The following is a 17027-nucleotide window of genomic DNA, read 5'->3' as shown; positions in this document are numbered from 1 at the left end:
CTTACTCCGCGCGGATCAGGCGGTTCATCCCGTTCATAACGGCTTCTACCGAGGCCATAATAATGTCCGTCCGGGCTCCGCTTGCGGTTATTGACTTTCCTTCCTTGGAAAGCTTTACCCTTACTTCAACAAGGGCATCCGTCCCGCCGGTGATGGAGTCTACGTGGTACTCTTCAAGGATGATATCTTCCGCACAGGAGCTAACCGCTCTTCTGATCGCGTTGATTACGGCGTCCACAGGCCCGTTCCCTATTCCGGCCTGTACGATTTCCCGGTCTTTTACGCTCAGCCTTATGGAAGCGGTTGGAGTAACCCGGTTTCCGGACACGATGGTGAACTCTTCTAACTTTACCAGAGGTTCCTTGTAGATGTCGAGCACGGTTTCCGCAACAGTCTGCAGGTCGGCATCGGTTATGTGCTTGCCCTGGTCACCCATCTGTTTGACCCTTTTGAAGATCTCTTCGGTCTGGGTCTCATCGGCTTCAAGCCCCATTTCTTTTAAGGCAAGGGAAATCGAGCTCCTTCCGGCATGCTTTCCGAGTACGATCTGGCGCTGCCTTCCGATATATTCGGGGCTCATGGGTTCGTAGGTAGCCTTGTCGGCTAAGAGCCCATGCACGTGGATCCCGGCTTCGTGGGTAAATGCATTTCCACCTACTAACGCCTTATTGGGGGAGACTGGAATCCCGGTGAGGCGGCTTACAAGCCTTGAGGTCTTGTAGATAAGCTCGTGCTTGATCCCGGTGTCGTATTTGTAGAGCCATTCCAGGCTCATGACCACTTCTTCAAGAGAAGCATTCCCTGCTCTTTCCCCTAAACCGTTTACCGTTACATGGGCCTGCTTTGCCCCCCCGGCAAGGGCAGCTATCGTGTTTGCCGTTGCAAAACCGAAATCGTTGTGGCAGTGGATGCTGATCGGGGCTTTCAGGGAAGAGGAGAGGTCTCTGAAAATCTCGGTGGCCTTCTCAGGCACCAGCAACCCTACGGTATCGCAGAAGCATAACCTGTCGGCTCCGGCGTCGATCCCGTCGGCAAACAGGGCCTTTAAGAATTCAATGTCTGCCCGGGAAGAGTCTTCCCCACTCAGTTCCACAATCAGGCCGTGGTCCTTGGCATACTCCGTAACTTCGACTGCGATCTGCCTTACTGCGTCCCGGTCCTTCTTGATCTTGGTCCTGATATGCAGGTCCGAGACCGGAGCTACCAGGTGGATTGAGTCCACATCGCATTCAAGGGCGTGGTCTACGTCCATCTTTACGATACGGCAGTAACTGCAGATCTCTGCATCGAGACCAGCGTTTGCTACGGCTTTGATGGATTCCCTTTCACCGCTGGAAGTGATAGCAGAACCGGCCTCAATTACGGAGACCCCCATCTCGTCCAGGGCACGGGCAATCAAGAGCTTCTTCTCTCTTGTCAGGGCTACGCCCGGTGTTTGTTCACCATCTCTCAAAGTAGTGTCCAGAAAGCGGATGTCTTCGAATAATATAATCCCTCAGTTGTGTTTTCATTTACATAGTTTTGTTCTGCATCCATAGAACGCACATAAATAAACGTCTGATTATATATATGCTGTGATAATTCCAAGCCCTAAGATGCGGAACTTCATTTTATTATACATATTACATATATTTTTTCTCAGAACCCCGGTTCCGTCCGGAAAATTATCCCGATTCCACCCCCGGCGCTCTGAAATTGCACTTCAATAAGTATACCATAGTATTTTTAGTTTCCAGTTAACAATAAAGCCCACCTCCCAAAAAAAAGCTAAAAAGCCAGCTTTAATGAAAGCCGAAAAAAATACAGGAAACGCAAAAAGACGGCCCGAGGAGAAAAATTGGAGAGGAAAGCAAGGGAAAAAAGAAAAAAAGATAAGACAGCGGGAATTGCCCGCTCCCGTCGGGGCTTGCCTGCGTCTCTTCCGGGAATTGAAACCGGAGTTTCGGACCTGACCTTAAAAGTACCTGTCCACGTTTGCGACAGCCTTTACGATCAGATTCACACATACCCCAACGTCGGCCGTATCCAGTACCTCTACAGGAGAGTGGATATACCGCGTGGCGATGCTTACCGTGCCTGTGGGAATACCCTCCCGGGTGAGGTGGATAGAGGTTGCATCGGTTGTGCCGCCCGAGCCCACACCGAGCTGGTAGGGAATTTCATTTTCTGCGGCAGTGTCCTTTAGCCACCTGAGAACCTGCGGGTGAGCAATGAGCCCCCTGCCCGAGGCATCAGCTACGGTGATTACAGGGCCTTTCCCGATTTCCAGGGCGGAATCGGTCTTGCTGATGCCGGGGTGGTCTCCCGGAATTGTGGTGTCGAGGGCAAGGGCAAGGTCCGGGATCAGCCCGAAAGCCGAGGTTTTAGCCCCTTTAAGCCCTACCTCTTCCTGGACCGTGCCCACGGCATAGACATTTGCGTCAACCTGGAGTTCCTCAAGCTGCTTCATGACCTCCACAAGGATCACGACCCCTGCCCGGTTGTCAAAAGCCTTGGAGGTAACCTTCCCGTTTGCCAGGGGTACGAACGTCCGGTCCGTGGAGACAGGAGTCCCGATCTCGACTCCCAGGTTTCCGGCGTCCTCCCTGTCCTTTGCCCCGATATCAATAAACATATCCTCCAGTTTAACGGGCTTTTTGCGGTCCTCGTCTTTCATCACATGAGGAGGCTTGGACCCTATGACCCCGGGAATTGAACCTTTATTCCCGTGGACCACGACCCTCTGGTTCAGGAGGGTCTGGTCGAACCACCCGCCAATCCCGACAAAGCGGAGGAAACCGTTGTCGTCAATATACTTGACCATGAGCCCGATTTCATCCATGTGTGCCGCAAGCATCACAGACGGCCCTTTTCCCTTCCGGGTCGCTATAAGGTTGCCCATGGTATCGGTCCTGATGCTGTCAACGTAGGGCTCAAGTTCCTTTTCCAGGAGCTTACGGATCTCCCCTTCAGAGCCCGAAATACCGTGAGCGTTTGTAAACTTTTCAAGCAGAGATTTTATTTCTTCCAGGTTCCCGCCTTCTTCCATCTTTGACCATCTCCTTGTGGTAATTTCCTTGCAGATATTTCCTTTACAAATATTTCCCTTTGACTATCAGCTTACAGTTATTACCTGAATATCAGTTTACCTGAATATCAGTTTGATTTAATCAGTTTGATTTTGAGTATCATTTTGAAATTCATTTGACATTATTTTAACATTCATTCTGTATTCTGTTCATAGGAACTGAGCATTATTTTAACATTCATTCTGTATTCTGTTCACAGGAACCGCCTGATTCCTCTGATTCTTCAGACACTTTTAAAATTATTCTTGACCCTCAGGACACGGTTCCCCGGATGCTGCCCTTTCATTAAGATGCACTTGTTGTTTAAGGTTTTGACTGGCCCCCTTATATCACTTTTCCCGGGGAGACAGGATGTTTTCGGATGCTGGAAGGACAGAAACATTAAAATCCCTTCAGGTTTATTGAAGAGACAGGTGAAAATCATATGACTGCAGAATTACCTCCTCAGATCCAGAACCAGATCGCACAGCTTCAGCAGGTGCAGCAGCAGATTCAGGCGCTCGCCATGCAGAAATCCCAGATCGAAGCTATGCAAAAAGAGTCGAAGATGGCTCTTGAAGAACTGGAAAAGCTGGCCGAAGATGCGGTAGTCTACCGCAATGTAGGAGAACTGGTTATAAAAACTAGCAAAGAGGAATCTGTCACAAAACTTAAAGACAGGGAAGAAACCCTCTCACTCCGGCTCCAGTCCGTCTCCAGGCAGGAAGAAAGGCTCACAGCCCGCTTCAAACAGCTCCAGGAGCAGATCCAGCAGGCAATGGGCCCCAGGGCACAATAACCCTTTTATTTTTTCTTTTACATACCTTTGAATAGGAAATCTAACTGCACAGTGATAGCAGAGATTGTGCCCGGATTCCTGAGACCAGGAAAAGTACCGATGCCTGAACGAAAAGCGATGGCCAGAGTGGACAATGCGAGTTGACGAAGCGGAGTTTTTCAACCGGCTCCTTGACTATCGAAATATTTTATATTTGTGCCACCGGAACGCAGATCCGGATGCCGTAAGCAGTGCTTTTGCCCTTTCCGAGGCAGTAGGGGGCACTGTTGGGCTTGTGGACGGCTGCAACAGGGTTGCGTCGGTCCTGATTGAGAGGCTCGGGATAGAGGTAGTGGATAAGCCGGACCCTGCAAATTACGGTTTTGTCGTGGTAGTTGACACTTCCACAAAAGCGCAGTTAAACGATATTGAACTTACAAGTTACTGCGTAATCGACCATCACACCACCACCGCCCTTACCGAGAACGCAGAATTCTACCTGCACCGCAACGCTACCTCCACTGTGGAGATAGTCTACGACATCTTAAAATCCATGGGAGCCCCCATCACCCGTCGCGTAGGGATAGGGATGCTTACGGGAATCATCACTGATACCGGGCATTTCAAGCACGCGACATCGGACACCTTCAGGACCGTGGCAAATATCATCGAAGCCAGCGGGATCGAATACGGGGAAGTGCTGGACCTCATGGCAGCGACCCCCCAGGACATTTCCATGCGCATAGCCATCCTGAAGGCAGCAAGCCGTATAGAACTCGACAGGGTAGGAGAGATGCTGATCGCAACCTCCCATGTGAGTTCTTTTGGCGGGTCAGCCTCCTCCATGCTCATCAACATAGGAGCTGATGTCGCCTTCGTAGGCACGACCAAGGACGGAAGCGTCCGGGTAAGCGCCCGTGCAAAGCGAGATGCCGTAAACGCCGGGGTCAACCTGGGGCAGATGATGGAAGACATCAGCAACGAATATAACGGGACCGGAGGAGGGCACTCGGGAGCTGCGGGAATCGACATCGTCGCCGACATGGATGAAGTGCTCCACAAATGCAGGGCCATGACCCGGAAGATCCTCGAAAATTCCCTGGGGGCAACGTCCAGAGACATCTCCTGCGAGGACGAAGAAGAAATAGAAGAAAAAGAAGGGGAATGAAGGGGAATAAAGAACAATAAGAAAAGGAACAAGGAAGGATAAGAAAAGGAATAAAGAAAAATAAGAAGAAACATAAGAAGCTGTCAGGCCTTTTTCAGCAGCCTGGAACCGCAACCAAAAACAAAAACTTTTTTTAGCAAAAACCGGAGCTTAATTCCCTTTTTTCAATTTGAAGAATTTTCCTGTCCGTGCTATTTCCATAAGCCCGGCCCTTTTCTGACAGGAGAAACAATTAGTATTTATATTAGAATTCATTTAAATCCTCACAATGCTGCATCTGCCGGAAGCTTATGTCCGCCGGGAAAAGAAGCTTTCCGGGAAGGAAAGGCCGGTTTGAAACTTAAGGAGGATGCGCATGAAAAACATGACCTTAAAGGGGCATGAAATGAAAATACACGGGAAAAAAGTAAATATGAAATATCAAGGCCTGAAATAATGCGGCTCCAAAAGGAAAAAGGGCTGAGACGAGCAGGCCTCGAACACAAAAAATACAGAGCGTGAAAAAATGCCAGAATACTGGGATCCTGAAATAGAGACAATGCCTGTAGAAGACCTTAAAAAGCTACAGGAAGAAAAACTGAAAGAACTCGTGCATTATGTGTATGAGAACTCTCCTTTTTACAGAAAAAGGTTTGATGAACACGGAGTCAGCCCTGAGGACATCCGGACCCTTGAAGATGTCAGGAAATTACCTTTTACGTTTAAGCAGGATCTCAGAGACACCTATCCTACCGGGATGTTTTGCGTCCCTAACTCAAAACTCGTCCGCTTCCATGCCTCCTCAGGCACCACGGGAAAGCCCACGGTTGTCGGGTACACCCACAAGGACATCGATGCATGGGCAGAGTCCCTGGCCCGGGCTTTCACTTCTGTCGGAGTGGGAAAAGAAGACATCCTCCAGGTCAGCTACGGGTACGGGCTTTTTACCGGCGGGCTCGGCGCCCACTACGGGAGCGAAAAAGTGGGTGCAACCGTACTCCCCACAAGTTCGGGAAATACCGAACGCCAGCTGGAACTGATGATAGACCTGGGCACAACCGTAATTGCCTGCACGCCTTCTTACTTCCTGTATATGATCGAAACCGCAAGGAAAGAAGGCATCAGCATCAGGGATGACACAAAATTAAAGAAGGGATTTTTCGGGGCTGAACCCTGGTCCGAAGAACTCAAGAAGAGGATAGAAGAGGAGTCAGGAATAAAAGCTTATGACATCTACGGAACTTCGGAACTCAGCGGGCCCCTCTTCACCGAGTGCTCCGAACAGTGCGGCATCCACATCTGGGGGGACATGTACCTGGTGGAGATTCTGGACCCCGAGACAGGAGAACCCGTGCCTGACGGGGAGACCGGAGAACTTGTGATTACCACCCTAGCAAAAGAAGCCCTGCCCCTTATCCGCTACAAGATCAAAGACCTTACCCAGAAACACTCAGAACCCTGTAAATGCGGCAGGACCCACCCCCGGATCACCCGTATCAGCGGGCGCTCGGACGATATGATCATCGTGCGCGGCATAAACGTCTTCCCCGGCCAGGTAGAGTCTGTCCTGATGAATATCCCGGAAGTAGGGAACCACTTCATGATCATCGTGGACCGGATAGGGCCCCTGGACTCCATGAAGGTCCAGATAGAAATGCACGAGTCTGCCTTCAGTGACCGTATGTCGGACATGATGGCCCTGAAGAGGAAAGTCGCAGGCGCCCTGAAAAGCGTGCTGAACCTCGCAGTTGAGGTGGAACTTGTGGAACACGGCTTCCTCCCCCGCTCCGAAGGGAAATCGAAAAAGGTTATCGATAAGCGGAAAATCTGATACCGAGCAAAGTAACAAAAAAAGATATGCCTGCAGAGCGCCCCTGCCCTGCGGGTTTCCCTTCTTATCGGCTTTTTTTGCTTCCGGTCAAGCCCATCTGAATTCAAAATATTAACATGTAAGTTTAAAATATACACAGGAACTTATATTATATTCTGGAATTACGTTCCGGATGATGAGGCAACCATATCAAGCCCCCGGGATAGCAGAATAACAGAAAATCAGTATCATTTGGGCAAGAAGAATGGGGAAGGAAGAAAAATAAGGGGAAAAAAGAATAAAAAGATTACAGGATAAATCAGGACAAAGAAAGGAAGCATAAAGTTTTAGAGTTAAGACTTTAAAGTTAAATTTAGAGTTTAAAGTTAGAGTTTAAAGTTAGAGATTAAAGTTAGAGATTAAAGTTAGAGATTAAAGTTAGAGTTTATTAAAGGTATAATTTCAATTATATCATATGACATAAAGAAAATAGTAAGGGACGAAAAGGAAACGGGTGCTGGAATGGAAGACAAAATCATAAAGCAGATTTCCCTTTTTGCGGAAAACAAACCGGGCAGACTTGCAAGCGTGGCCAACAGGCTGAAAAGCGCCGGAGTGAACATCAGGGCATTTACCATTGCTGAATCAGGGGATTTCGGGATCATCAGGATGGTTGTGGACAAATCCGATTATGCCCACAGCGTGCTTCACGATGCAGGATTCACGGTTTCCGAAACGGATGTGCTCGGAGTCGAAATGGATGACGTCCCGGGCAGCATGTCCCGGATAGCAGAGGTTTTCGGAGAAGCAAACATCAACCTTGATTACGCCTATGCTTTTATCACCCGGGAACAAAAAGCCCTTTTGATTGTCAGGGTAAACGAGATAGAAAGGGCAATAAAACTGCTTCAAGAGAAGAATATAAGGCTAATCGGAATGAAGGAACTTGAAAAAATCTGATTTTCAACCGAACCCCGAAGATTCCGGGAATTCGGGTCCCTTTTAAATAAAAACCGAGGAAAAAATCCAGAAACCGGGCACGGAACATTACCCAGGCTTTCTGGAAAATATCTATTTTTAAAATATTGGCCCTGCTTGAGGACTGAATTGCCTGAGACTGATGGTTTGAGGACTGCTCGCTTGAGGACCGAACTGCCTGAAGACTTCTTGCTTAAGGACTGATGCTGAGGAACAGAAACCTTATGAAGAGTAACTTCCATAGCGGCTGCATTCCGCAAAGCCCTGAATGCAATAATTAGATATACAATATAAATATAAAAAAGATAGAGCCTGAAAAAGAAAACTACCTGAAAATTACTGAGAACAATTAATTGAAAAGAAAAGAAGGCAAATTTAGCCTGACACCTCAAAACAATGACAGATAATAAATCCAGCTTACAGGACAGTAAATCCACCTCACAGGATAGTGGGAAAAATTCCTTAAAGGATAAACTTGGCGGAGCACATACCACCATCATAGGAGAGAGGGCCGGGAGAAAGCTTGTGAAGCTCGTAAGCCAGCACCCGGAAATAAAAAAGATCATCCCTTCCGTGATTTCCGTAAAAGGAACTTCCGGAGGCAAGCTGACAGGGAAGGTGCTGCGTGCTGACGCCAGGGGAAACTTAAGGCTGCTGCTTTCGGAAGGCAGGAGTTACCAGGAACTCAGGCTCGTTACTACGGTCGGGACCGCTGTAGAAGGGGACCGGATAATGAATGAATTAAACGAAATTTTAAAAAAAGCCCTTTGAGGCATTTAAGGAGAGATGGCTGCTTGGCATTTATAGGGATTGACCACGGGACAACGGCAATGCGCTTTGCCCTGATTGAAGGCGAAGAGGCCCGGACCTTTGAGCTTGGCAGGGCTGAAGCTGCTGCCATGTCGGAAAAAGAAGTCCTTGAATCTATTGAAAAAGAATTCGGCATTAAATGCGGAGACATCAGCCTGGCTGCTGTCACATATTCCATGGGAGACGGCTTTTCAGAAATCAAAGACGTCAGGGCCCTGGAAGGCAGGGGACTCCAGAGCACGGAAGGGGCTGGAAAAAAGACCGGGGGAGGCACAAGGGTTTTTGATGCCATAAGGAACTCCGGAATCCCGGCAGTGGCAATCCCCGGGCTCCACATGGAAAGCAAAGTTGACCCCAGAATGAAAGTATTTTCCCACCTCACAAGCCCTGAAAAGCTCGGGATTGCCTACCATATAAAATGCCTTGGCTATGAGGACTTCGTAGTTTCGGACATTAGCTCGAACACAGTTACCCTTGCTGTTTCCGGAGGGAATGTTCTGGGAGCAATCGATGCCTGCATCTTTGCCCCTGGAGTGCACCACGGCCCCCTTGACCTGCAGGCAATCCGGGAAGTGGATGACGGGCACCAGACCGCAAACCAGGCTTTCATAGAAGCCGGGACCCTTAAAATGACTCCCTACAAAGACCGGGAGGAACTGCTCCTGGCAGCCGAAAAAGGAGAAGCTTCAGCCCTTCTTGCCCTTGATACCATCGCCCTGTTTGCGGCAATGGAAATTGTCTCTATGCAGCTCCTTATGAAGGACTACGGGACTTCCGGGGAAGTCTTCCTTGCAGGCTCGGTGGGAGAAGTCAGGTATGTGCAGGAAAAGATCTGCCAGCACCTGGGCAAGGAATGCGAATGCCTGGGGAAGTGGCACGCTGCTATCGGCTGTGCCGAAATCGCACGGGATGTTTTTGCCGGGGCAAAGCAGATTCTCGGGGTGGATGTGGAATATCCTTAAAAAGGAGCGATTTATTCAAAGTTTTTCCACATTTTCTTCTTCGTACAGGTCTTCCTGGTATTCCTCGAACTCCGAGACATCCAGTTCTTCATTATCGGATTCTTTCACCTCGGGTTCATCGTAACTGCTCATCCTGTCCTTGTTCATCAGGATGACATAATCCGCAGAATTCTTGAGCGCCGTGGAAAAACCGGGTTCTACCCCGAAAATAATCGTTTCTTTCCCGTGTTCGTTTGCCTTGTTCAGGAGCGGTTTAAAGTCCGCATCCCTGGTAACGATTGCCAGGGTGTCGATGTTGGGGTTGTAGACCAGCTCCATCCCCTCTACCGCAAGGCGGACGTCCACGTCACTGGAACAGACAATGGGCTCAAGCCCGTGGTTTTCGATGGCCTCCACCAGTTTGTCAGAGGCGTACTGGTTAAGGAAAACCCGCCCGATCTTGATATTCCCGTAATCCTTCAGGACATCCCTTATTTCTTCAAGGTTCACATCAAACTCTTTCCTGAGGATGTTCGGGCCGTCAACCAGAAGTCCGATTTTCCGTCTCCCGACTTCTTTTTTCGAGCGGAGGTATTTTGAAATCGAATCAAGTCCGCTTTTTACAGGTTTCATTATCAATGTCCTCTGCAAATCTTACAACTTACCAGACTTAAACTCATTCTTACTTCTGCTTAGATTCATGCTTATATTCATGCTCATACTCATCGTACTCATGTGCCACCCCGATTATTTCAGAACGGCATTTTAAGAGTCCTGAGCCCCTGATATTTGAGTTTTAAGTCATGATACCCTTTAATTCGAGTAACAATCCTATATTATCTAAATATTTACTTTTCTGTAGTAAAGCATTTGCATATTCGGGCAATTAAAGGCCTTTTCCCGGCCCATCCATCCGGGAAGCCCTAACAACCCGGGGTTCTCCCCCGGAGGTTACGAAAAGGCTGTAAGCCCGGGCCAGCTCCTAAACTGTACAACAATCAATAATTACATAATACTATTACATAACTCAATAATTACTCAATCAACAATCAATAATTACGTAATACTATAACTCAATATATAATTTATAAAATTATAATTTATCGGAGAAAAACCCATTCCTTACTTCCCGGACAATATAAGGGGATTCCCTGAGTTCAAAGACATTTTCGGTCCTGCGTCCGTGTTTCTGCCGGCTGTATTGAATCTCCCCCAGATCCCGGAGGAATTCTTCGTAAACCTCCATGAACCGTTCGAACTCTTCTCCCGTAAGTTCGATAATTCCCTTCCGGTCCGCAAGCCAGTCATAGACCCTGAGGAGAATGATTTCCCTTACCCTCTTTAAGCCCTCTTCCTCCTCCGGAGGAGCCTGCTCAAAATAGAGGGTTTTTTTCAGTTCGGGAGACCAGGCCGCAAAAAGCCGCCTGAAATCCACAACCTGAACAGGGATTTTTTCGCCCGGCCCGGGTCTGGGGTAATGAGATCTGCCCTGAAAAATATCCTCCTCTTCCGGGCTCACCACCTGCTGTAAGACCTCCTGTACCTGTCCTGGATCCTCTTGATCCGGAAACCCATATAAAGCCCGACAAAAAGCCCACTCAGGTGGGCAGTATGGGCAATCATGTCCGTGGAATTTATCATGAGGAAGTCAAAGAAGGCAAAGAGCACAAGGGCCTGCTTTAACTTCATTGGTATAAAGTAAACGTAAACACGGAGGTCAGGCTCAAGCACCGTGAGGGCTGCAAAGACTCCGTAGATTGCCCCGCTGGCCCCTATGATGGGACTCGGGTAAATCCCGAAGATAGGCAGGCTTATAAAAGCATGCCCTACTGCCGACAGGACCCCTGCCGTGAAAAAAATCCCCAGGAGCTGCTTATTCCCTATCCTCCTCTCAAGCGCAGGCCCGAAAAAGTAGAGGACGAGCATGTTGAAGAAAAGGTGCCCTAAACCTTTGTGCAGGAATATATATGTAACAAGTGTCCAGGGCTTTGTCAGGATGAAATCCGGATCAAACTGAAAAGCACTGACATAGAGTGGGCCTATAACCGGAACCAATTCCAGAAGGAAAGAGAGTATGCAAACGGCTATAATTGCCATTGAGGGACTCCTGGAGATCGAACTCCTGATACTGCCCATGGTTCCGCCGCCGGACATGTATGTTGTGTTGTTGAAAGACATGTTTACTAATTCTCTTTATGTTAATAGAGTATAAAACTACCTGAAATGTTTCGGCATCCTCTGGTACTTAACTCAAAGAGTCCGGTTTGTGATTAGTGTATATAATATGTTGCATTGTAAATCTATGAAAACACGGACTTATCCTTGAGGCTAATAGACTGACTGTAAATACCCAAAGATGCCGACTTACTCATGAGATTTAATGGATTTACTGCAAGTCCCTGAAAATAAAGGCTTCTCCTTTAAATTAAACTGTAAGTCCCGAGAATACCGACTTATCCTTGAGGATATTGTATAGTATAGATATAAACCCCTGAAAACACGGATTTATTCATGAGGCTGTAGCATGGTGGCTGTAGCATAGTTATCGTAAGTCCCTGAAAATACGGACTCCGGGATCTCAGGGATATACAGGACATCCATATAAACATGCAAACCTGCATGATACAATTCAACTCAAAACTCAGACTAACAGTTTACCAAACCGGAGAAATTACATTTCAACATATTATATCCGAAAAATCAGGAGACATCATGTGAAAATAGCATTTGAGAATAGATTTAAGAATAGCATTTGAGAGTAGATTTAAGAATAGCATTTGAGAAATAAAGAAATAAAAGCCATAGATTCCAAAACATTCTGTGAGGCCAAAGGCCTTTCTTTTGTTAATAGGAAATCAGAGGAGATTAATCCTTTTTTGGATTTGATCAGAGGCACTCCTGGAAAGTGCTGTACTTTGGGGTTTTAAATTAGAATGAATATTATTAATGTGCATTGATTTATAAGAAAAATATTCTTATCTGAAGATTATTATAAGATTTTGCTCGAAAAAAAAGCAAAACCGACTTACGGCGTTTACTAAAGAAACTATGTTACGAATGATACTCATATAAATAAATTGTGGTATTATTATTCAAACTGGATGTATAAAGAAGAGAATATTTTTGTAACAAATATAATAATGGAAAATATATTAATGAATTCTTGGGTTAAGAAAGGAAATATTTTTTCCGATAAGAAGGATTTTAAAATTTATTTGCAACAATTGCAGAGAAGGAAGAGAAACTAATAACAAACCTTAATATTATAAATTTGATTTTTCATACAAAAAAGAATTTTAGAGAAAAATCGACCTCATGCGACACTTAGACTTTGGACCCCATTTAACAACGTAAATATAATAATAGAGATGGTGGAACCTGAGATTTCCATTCTTACCCCTCCCGAAATAGGGTGTTACAAATTAGAAAATGTTATATAGATTTGGTACGTTTAGTCACTTAATTAGTGTGTATTATCCATCGGTAGCGACCTTTGCTCAAAAAATTAAGGTCTCAATCGTTGGTAAAAACGGTTTTTTTAGAGGAAAGGGCAGAAAAAAAATATTTTGAGATTTTGGCCCTAAAAACGACTTTTCCAAGGAAATATTTCCAGTAAAAACGTTTGATTGGGAAAAACGTCCAAATAGGATTTAATATTTGGAAAAGACGATTCAAAAACGTTTTACCAGGCGTCTCAGTTAAAGCGATTGGAAAATATAAAATCTACAGGAATATTTATAATTTATAATCGTTAAGGATATGCCGACGATTTTAAAATTTACAATCGTTTCAACGAAGTCGACTTTAGACAAATTTAGGAGGTAAAGCTCAGATGAGCAAATTAACTACCGGGAGTTTTTCTATCGAAGATCTGGAATCCGTTCAGATCACAATTAATAACATTGTAGGGGCAGCAAAGGAGGCTGCTGAAGAAGCAAAAGAACTTGGTCCGATGGGTCCGACTCCCTTCCCGGGAATCGCAACACTTCGTGACTGGAGCTTTACGCTGTTCGACCGCTACGAGCCAGTTTACACCCCCATGTGTGACCAGTGCTGCTACTGTACCTTTGGACCGTGCAACCTGGAAGGGAACAAGAGAGGTGCCTGTGGTATTGACATGAAAGGACAGGCTGCAAGGGAGTTCTTCCTCCGCTGTATCACCGGGTGTGCCTGTCACAGCGCCCACGGCCGTCACCTGCTCAACCACATCATCGAGCTCTTTGGGGAAGAAATGCCCATCAACATGGGTGCATCAAACGTCATTGCCCCCAACATCCAGCTTGTTACAGGAAGGCAGCCCAAGACTCTTGGCGACCTCAAACCCATAATGGAATATGTTGAAGAAGAACTGGGCCAGATGCTCGCAACCATCCACGCAGGCCAGGAAGGAGCAGCAATCGACTACGACAACAAGTCAATGCTTGCAGGTATTCTGGACCACGTAGGAATGGAAGTTTCCGATATCGCCCAGGTCACAGCCCTTGGATTCCCGAAGTCCGACCCTGATGTACCCCTCGTGCAGGTGGGTATGGGAACAATTGACCCCAAGAAGCCAACGATCATTGCCATCGGGCACAACGTTGCCGGGGTTACCTACATCATGGACTACATGGAAGACAACGACCTGACCGACAAGATGGAAATCGGAGGTCTCTGCTGTACCGCATTCGATATGACCAGGTACAAGAGAGAAGACCGCCAGGCCCCCTACGCAAAGATTGTCGGTTCCCTCGCAAAGGAACTCAAGATCGTCCGTTCCGGAATTCCTGATGTAATCGTCCTTGACGAACAGTGTGTAAGAGCTGACCTCGTCCAGGAAGGCCAGAAACTCAAGATCCCCGTCATTGCATCCAACGACAAGATCATGTACGGCCTGCCTGACAGGACAAACGATGATGTCGATGCGATTATCGAGGACATCAAGTCAGGAGCAATCCCGGGTTGTGTGATGCTGGACTACGACAAGCTCGGAGAGCTCGTGCCCAGGATCGCTATGGAAATGGCCCCGATCCGCGACGCCGAAGGCTTAACCGCTATCCCCTCCGACGAAGAAATGAAAGTACTGGTCGGAAAGTGTGCGGAATGCGGCGAATGTAAGATCGCATGTCCTGAGGAACTGGACATTCCGGAAGCAATGGCCGCAGCCAAGGAAGGAGACATCAATGCACTCGAAGCCCTGCACGACCTCTGTGTCGGATGCCGCAGGTGTGAACAGGTCTGCAACAAGGACATCCCGATCCTTGACGTGATCGAGAAAGCCGCCCTGAAGGCCATCTCCGAAGAGAAGGGTCTTGTAAGAGCCGGAAGAGGTCAGGTAAGTGACGCAGAAATCAGGGCAGAAGGCCTGAACCTGGTTATGGGTACCACCCCCGGTGTTATCGCAATCATCGGCTGTGCCAACTACCCGGCAGGCTCCAAAGACGTCTACAACATCGCAGAAGAATTCCTCAAGAGGAACTACCTCCTTGTAGTGTCCGGATGTTCCGCAATGGACATTGGTATGTACAAGGACGAAGACGGCAAGACCCTCTACGAGAGATTCCCCGGCAGGTTCGAAAAAGGAAACATCCTTAACACCGGGTCCTGTGTCTCGAACTCTCACATCTCAGGTACAGTCCACAAGGTCGCTGCAATATTCGCAGGCAGGAACCTTTCAGGCAACCTGGCAGAAATTGCTGACTACTCCCTGACCCGTGTCGGTGCAGTCGGGCTTGCATGGGGTGCATACTCCCAGAAAGCAGCCGCTATCGGCACCGGGTGCAACATGTACGGTATCCCGGCAGTGCTCGGCCCGCACAGCTCCAAGTACAGGAGAGCCCTGATTGCCAAGAACTACGACGAGTCCAAGTGGAAAGTCTACGACGGCAGGAACGGTCAGGAAATGGCAATCCCGCCAGCACCTGAATTCCTCATAACCACCGCAGAGACCTGGCAGGAAACCTGCGTAATACTGGCAAAGAACTGCATCCGCCCGTCTGACAACAACATGGGCAGGTCCATCAAGCTGACCCACTGGATGGAACTCAGCGAGAAGTACCTTGGTGTCATGCCTGATGACTGGTGGAAGTATGTCAGACACGAAGCAGACCTCCCGCTCTCCAAGCGTGAAGAGCTCCTCAAGAAGCTCGAATCTGAGCACGGATGGGAGATCGACTGGAAGAAGAAGAAGATAATTTCCGGTCCGGCAATCAAGTTCGATGTCTCCGCACAGCCAACTAACCTCAAGAGACTTTGCAAGGAGGCCTGAAAATGGTAGACACTACAAAGAACACAAAGCTGTTTACCACCTACGGTGTAAAGACCTCAAAAGCTATCACCACTGAAATTGCCGCCAAGATGATTTCAAAGGCAAAGAGGCCCCTATTCGTAATCGGAACCGCAGGCCTCACCCCCGAAGTCCTGGACCGCGCAGTTAAGATCGCAAAGGCAGCCAACCTGCCCATAGCCGCAACCGGCAGCTCAATGCTTGGATTTGTGGACAAGGACGTGGATGCCAAGTACATCAACGTGCACCAGCTTGGTTTCTACTTAACGGACCCCAACTGGCCCGGACTTGACGGCAACGGGAACTATGACACAATCATTACCCTGGGCCACTACAAGTACTACATCAACCAGGTACTGACTGCAACCAAGAATTTTACTAACGTAAAATCAATTTCAATCGACAAAAACTACATCCAGAACGCAACAATGTCCTTTGGGAACCTGAGCAGGGAAGACCACATTGCCGCACTGGACGAGGTAATTGACCTTTTATAAATTTGAATTAGGAGGCAACATATAATGGCAGATGAATTCCCATTTGAGATCTCCCCAATGTTTGAAGGAGAAAGAGTAAGGAAAGAAGGCATGTTCGTCGAGCTCGGAGGGCCAAAATCCCTCGGCCTCGAACTCGTCAGGGCAGCAGACATGGATTCAATTGTAGACGACCGTGTCACAATTGTCGGCCCCGACCTCAAGGAAATGGAAGAGGGCAAGACCTACCCCTGGGCAATGGTCTTCAACATTGGTGGAGAACTTGTCGAAGCTGACCTCGAGTCTGTCGTAGAAAGGCGTGTCCACGACTTCATCAACTACTGCCAGGGCATTATGCACCTGAACCAGAGGTACGACGTCTGGATGAGAGTTTCCAAGGACACAGCCGCAAAGATGGATTCCTTCGAGCCCTTCGGAAAAGCTGTCATGATGCTCTTCAAGACAGAACTGCCCTTCATCGAGAAGATGCAGGTAACCTTCTACACCGACAAGGCTGAAGTCGAGAAGCAGCTGGAATCAGCAAAAGAAATCTTCAAGGCCAGGGACGCCAGGACAAAGGACCTCCACGACGAAGATGTGGACGTCTTCTACGGATGTACCCTCTGCCAGTCATTTGCTCCGACCAATGTCTGTGTGGTATCTCCTGACAGGGTTTCCCTCTGTGGTGCAATCAACTGGTTCGACGGCCGCGCAGCAGCAAAGGTCGACCCCGAAGGCCCGCAGTTCTCAATTGACAAGGGCGAACTCCTCGATGCAG

The 17027-nt window shown here is 47.9% G+C and carries 15 protein-coding genes; 10 read left to right on the top strand and 5 right to left on the bottom strand.

All coding sequences use genetic code 11. From position 1 onward, the window contains the following. Position 1 precedes the first annotated feature (1 nt). Positions 2–1489 carry a (R)-citramalate synthase gene (locus FTO70_RS05770; protein WP_255334903.1) on the bottom strand — a complete coding sequence of 496 codons (1488 nt, stop codon included), beginning with the start codon at positions 1487–1489 and terminating at the stop codon, positions 2–4. 465 nt (positions 1490–1954) lie between these two features. Then, positions 1955–3028: a M42 family metallopeptidase gene (locus FTO70_RS05765; RefSeq protein ID WP_255334779.1), complete on the bottom strand. Its 1074-nt coding sequence runs from the start codon at positions 3026–3028 to the stop codon at positions 1955–1957. Between the two features lie 464 nt (positions 3029–3492). On the opposite strand from FTO70_RS05765, the gene FTO70_RS05760 reads away from it, so the two are divergent. The 6 genes from FTO70_RS05760 to FTO70_RS05735 all read left to right on the top strand — a co-directional run bounded on the left by FTO70_RS05760 (position 3493) and on the right by FTO70_RS05735 (position 9532). Beyond that, on the top strand, positions 3493–3846 hold the full coding sequence (locus tag FTO70_RS05760) for a prefoldin subunit beta (protein WP_255334778.1): 354 nt from the start codon (positions 3493–3495) through the stop codon (positions 3844–3846). A gap of 133 nt (positions 3847–3979) precedes the next feature. Further along, positions 3980–4993: a bifunctional oligoribonuclease/PAP phosphatase NrnA gene (locus FTO70_RS05755; protein ID WP_255334777.1), complete on the top strand. Its 1014-nt coding sequence runs from the start codon at positions 3980–3982 to the stop codon at positions 4991–4993. A gap of 505 nt (positions 4994–5498) precedes the next feature. After that, entirely contained in the window at positions 5499–6803 is a 1305-nt protein-coding gene (locus tag FTO70_RS05750; protein WP_255334776.1) for a phenylacetate--CoA ligase family protein, read from the top strand. A gap of 501 nt (positions 6804–7304) precedes the next feature. Next, positions 7305–7742, top strand: a complete 438-nt coding sequence (locus tag FTO70_RS05745) for an ACT domain-containing protein (RefSeq protein WP_255334775.1) — start codon at positions 7305–7307, stop codon at positions 7740–7742. Positions 7743–8156: 414 nt separating this feature from the next. Beyond that, positions 8157–8531 carry a DUF2103 domain-containing protein gene (locus tag FTO70_RS05740; RefSeq protein ID WP_255334774.1) on the top strand — a complete coding sequence of 125 codons (375 nt, stop codon included), beginning with the start codon at positions 8157–8159 and terminating at the stop codon, positions 8529–8531. A gap of 23 nt (positions 8532–8554) precedes the next feature. Further along, positions 8555–9532, top strand: coding sequence for a methanogenesis marker 12 protein (locus FTO70_RS05735; protein WP_255334773.1), 978 nt, complete (start codon positions 8555–8557; stop codon positions 9530–9532). A gap of 15 nt (positions 9533–9547) precedes the next feature. Here FTO70_RS05735 and FTO70_RS05730 read toward each other — a convergent pair whose 3' ends face one another. The 3 genes from FTO70_RS05730 to FTO70_RS05720 all read right to left on the bottom strand — a co-directional run bounded on the left by FTO70_RS05730 (position 9548) and on the right by FTO70_RS05720 (position 11689). Beyond that, positions 9548–10144, bottom strand: a complete 597-nt coding sequence (locus FTO70_RS05730) for a TIGR00288 family NYN domain-containing protein (protein WP_255334772.1) — start codon at positions 10142–10144, stop codon at positions 9548–9550. 460 nt (positions 10145–10604) lie between these two features. After that, complete coding sequence (locus tag FTO70_RS05725; protein WP_255334771.1) at positions 10605–11030, bottom strand: hypothetical protein; 426 nt, start codon at positions 11028–11030, stop codon at positions 10605–10607. Then, complete coding sequence (locus FTO70_RS05720) at positions 11027–11689, bottom strand: rhomboid family intramembrane serine protease (protein ID WP_255334769.1); 663 nt, start codon at positions 11687–11689, stop codon at positions 11027–11029. Before FTO70_RS05720 ends, FTO70_RS05725 begins: the two co-directional genes overlap by 4 nt. Before the next feature lie 923 nt (positions 11690–12612). Here FTO70_RS05720 and FTO70_RS05715 point away from each other — a divergent pair. The 4 genes from FTO70_RS05715 to cdhC form a co-directional block, all read left to right on the top strand. Continuing rightward, positions 12613–12759, top strand: a complete 147-nt coding sequence (locus FTO70_RS05715) for a hypothetical protein (RefSeq protein ID WP_255334768.1) — start codon at positions 12613–12615, stop codon at positions 12757–12759. Between the two features lie 584 nt (positions 12760–13343). Beyond that, a complete protein-coding gene (cdhA, locus tag FTO70_RS05710; protein WP_255334767.1) occupies positions 13344–15758 on the top strand; it encodes a CO dehydrogenase/acetyl-CoA synthase complex subunit alpha in 2415 nt (804 codons plus the stop codon). Positions 15759–15760: 2 nt separating this feature from the next. Next, positions 15761–16273 (top strand): CO dehydrogenase/acetyl-CoA synthase complex subunit epsilon, encoded by a 513-nt coding sequence (gene cdhB / locus FTO70_RS05705; protein ID WP_255334766.1) that lies wholly within the window; start codon positions 15761–15763, stop codon positions 16271–16273. A 24-nt stretch (positions 16274–16297) separates the two neighbouring features. Further along, positions 16298–17027 (top strand): CO dehydrogenase/CO-methylating acetyl-CoA synthase complex subunit beta (cdhC, locus tag FTO70_RS05700; RefSeq protein ID WP_255334765.1); only part of this gene is annotated, 730 nt, incomplete at its 3' end.

The sequence above is a fragment of the Methanosarcina sp. KYL-1 genome, from assembly GCF_024372725.1.
Classification (GTDB): Archaea; Halobacteriota; Methanosarcinia; order Methanosarcinales; family Methanosarcinaceae; genus Methanosarcina.
This window is presented reverse-complemented; position numbering and strand designations above follow the sequence as displayed.

Coding starts and splice junctions, on each gene's coding strand:
- FTO70_RS05760 (WP_255334778.1), top strand. CDS start 3,493: ATGACTGCAGAATTACCTCCTCAGATCCAGAACCAGATCGCACAGCTT.
- FTO70_RS05730 (WP_255334772.1), bottom strand. CDS start 10,144: ATGAAACCTGTAAAAAGCGGACTTGATTCGATTTCAAAATACCTCCGC.
- FTO70_RS05755 (WP_255334777.1), top strand. CDS start 3,980: ATGCGAGTTGACGAAGCGGAGTTTTTCAACCGGCTCCTTGACTATCGA.
- FTO70_RS05720 (WP_255334769.1), bottom strand. CDS start 11,689: ATGTCTTTCAACAACACAACATACATGTCCGGCGGCGGAACCATGGGC.
- FTO70_RS05745 (WP_255334775.1), top strand. CDS start 7,305: ATGGAAGACAAAATCATAAAGCAGATTTCCCTTTTTGCGGAAAACAAA.
- cdhB (WP_255334766.1), top strand. CDS start 15,761: ATGGTAGACACTACAAAGAACACAAAGCTGTTTACCACCTACGGTGTA.
- FTO70_RS05740 (WP_255334774.1), top strand. CDS start 8,157: ATGACAGATAATAAATCCAGCTTACAGGACAGTAAATCCACCTCACAG.
- FTO70_RS05750 (WP_255334776.1), top strand. CDS start 5,499: ATGCCAGAATACTGGGATCCTGAAATAGAGACAATGCCTGTAGAAGAC.
- FTO70_RS05715 (WP_255334768.1), top strand. CDS start 12,613: ATGTATAAAGAAGAGAATATTTTTGTAACAAATATAATAATGGAAAAT.
- cdhA (WP_255334767.1), top strand. CDS start 13,344: ATGAGCAAATTAACTACCGGGAGTTTTTCTATCGAAGATCTGGAATCC.
- FTO70_RS05765 (WP_255334779.1), bottom strand. CDS start 3,028: ATGGAAGAAGGCGGGAACCTGGAAGAAATAAAATCTCTGCTTGAAAAG.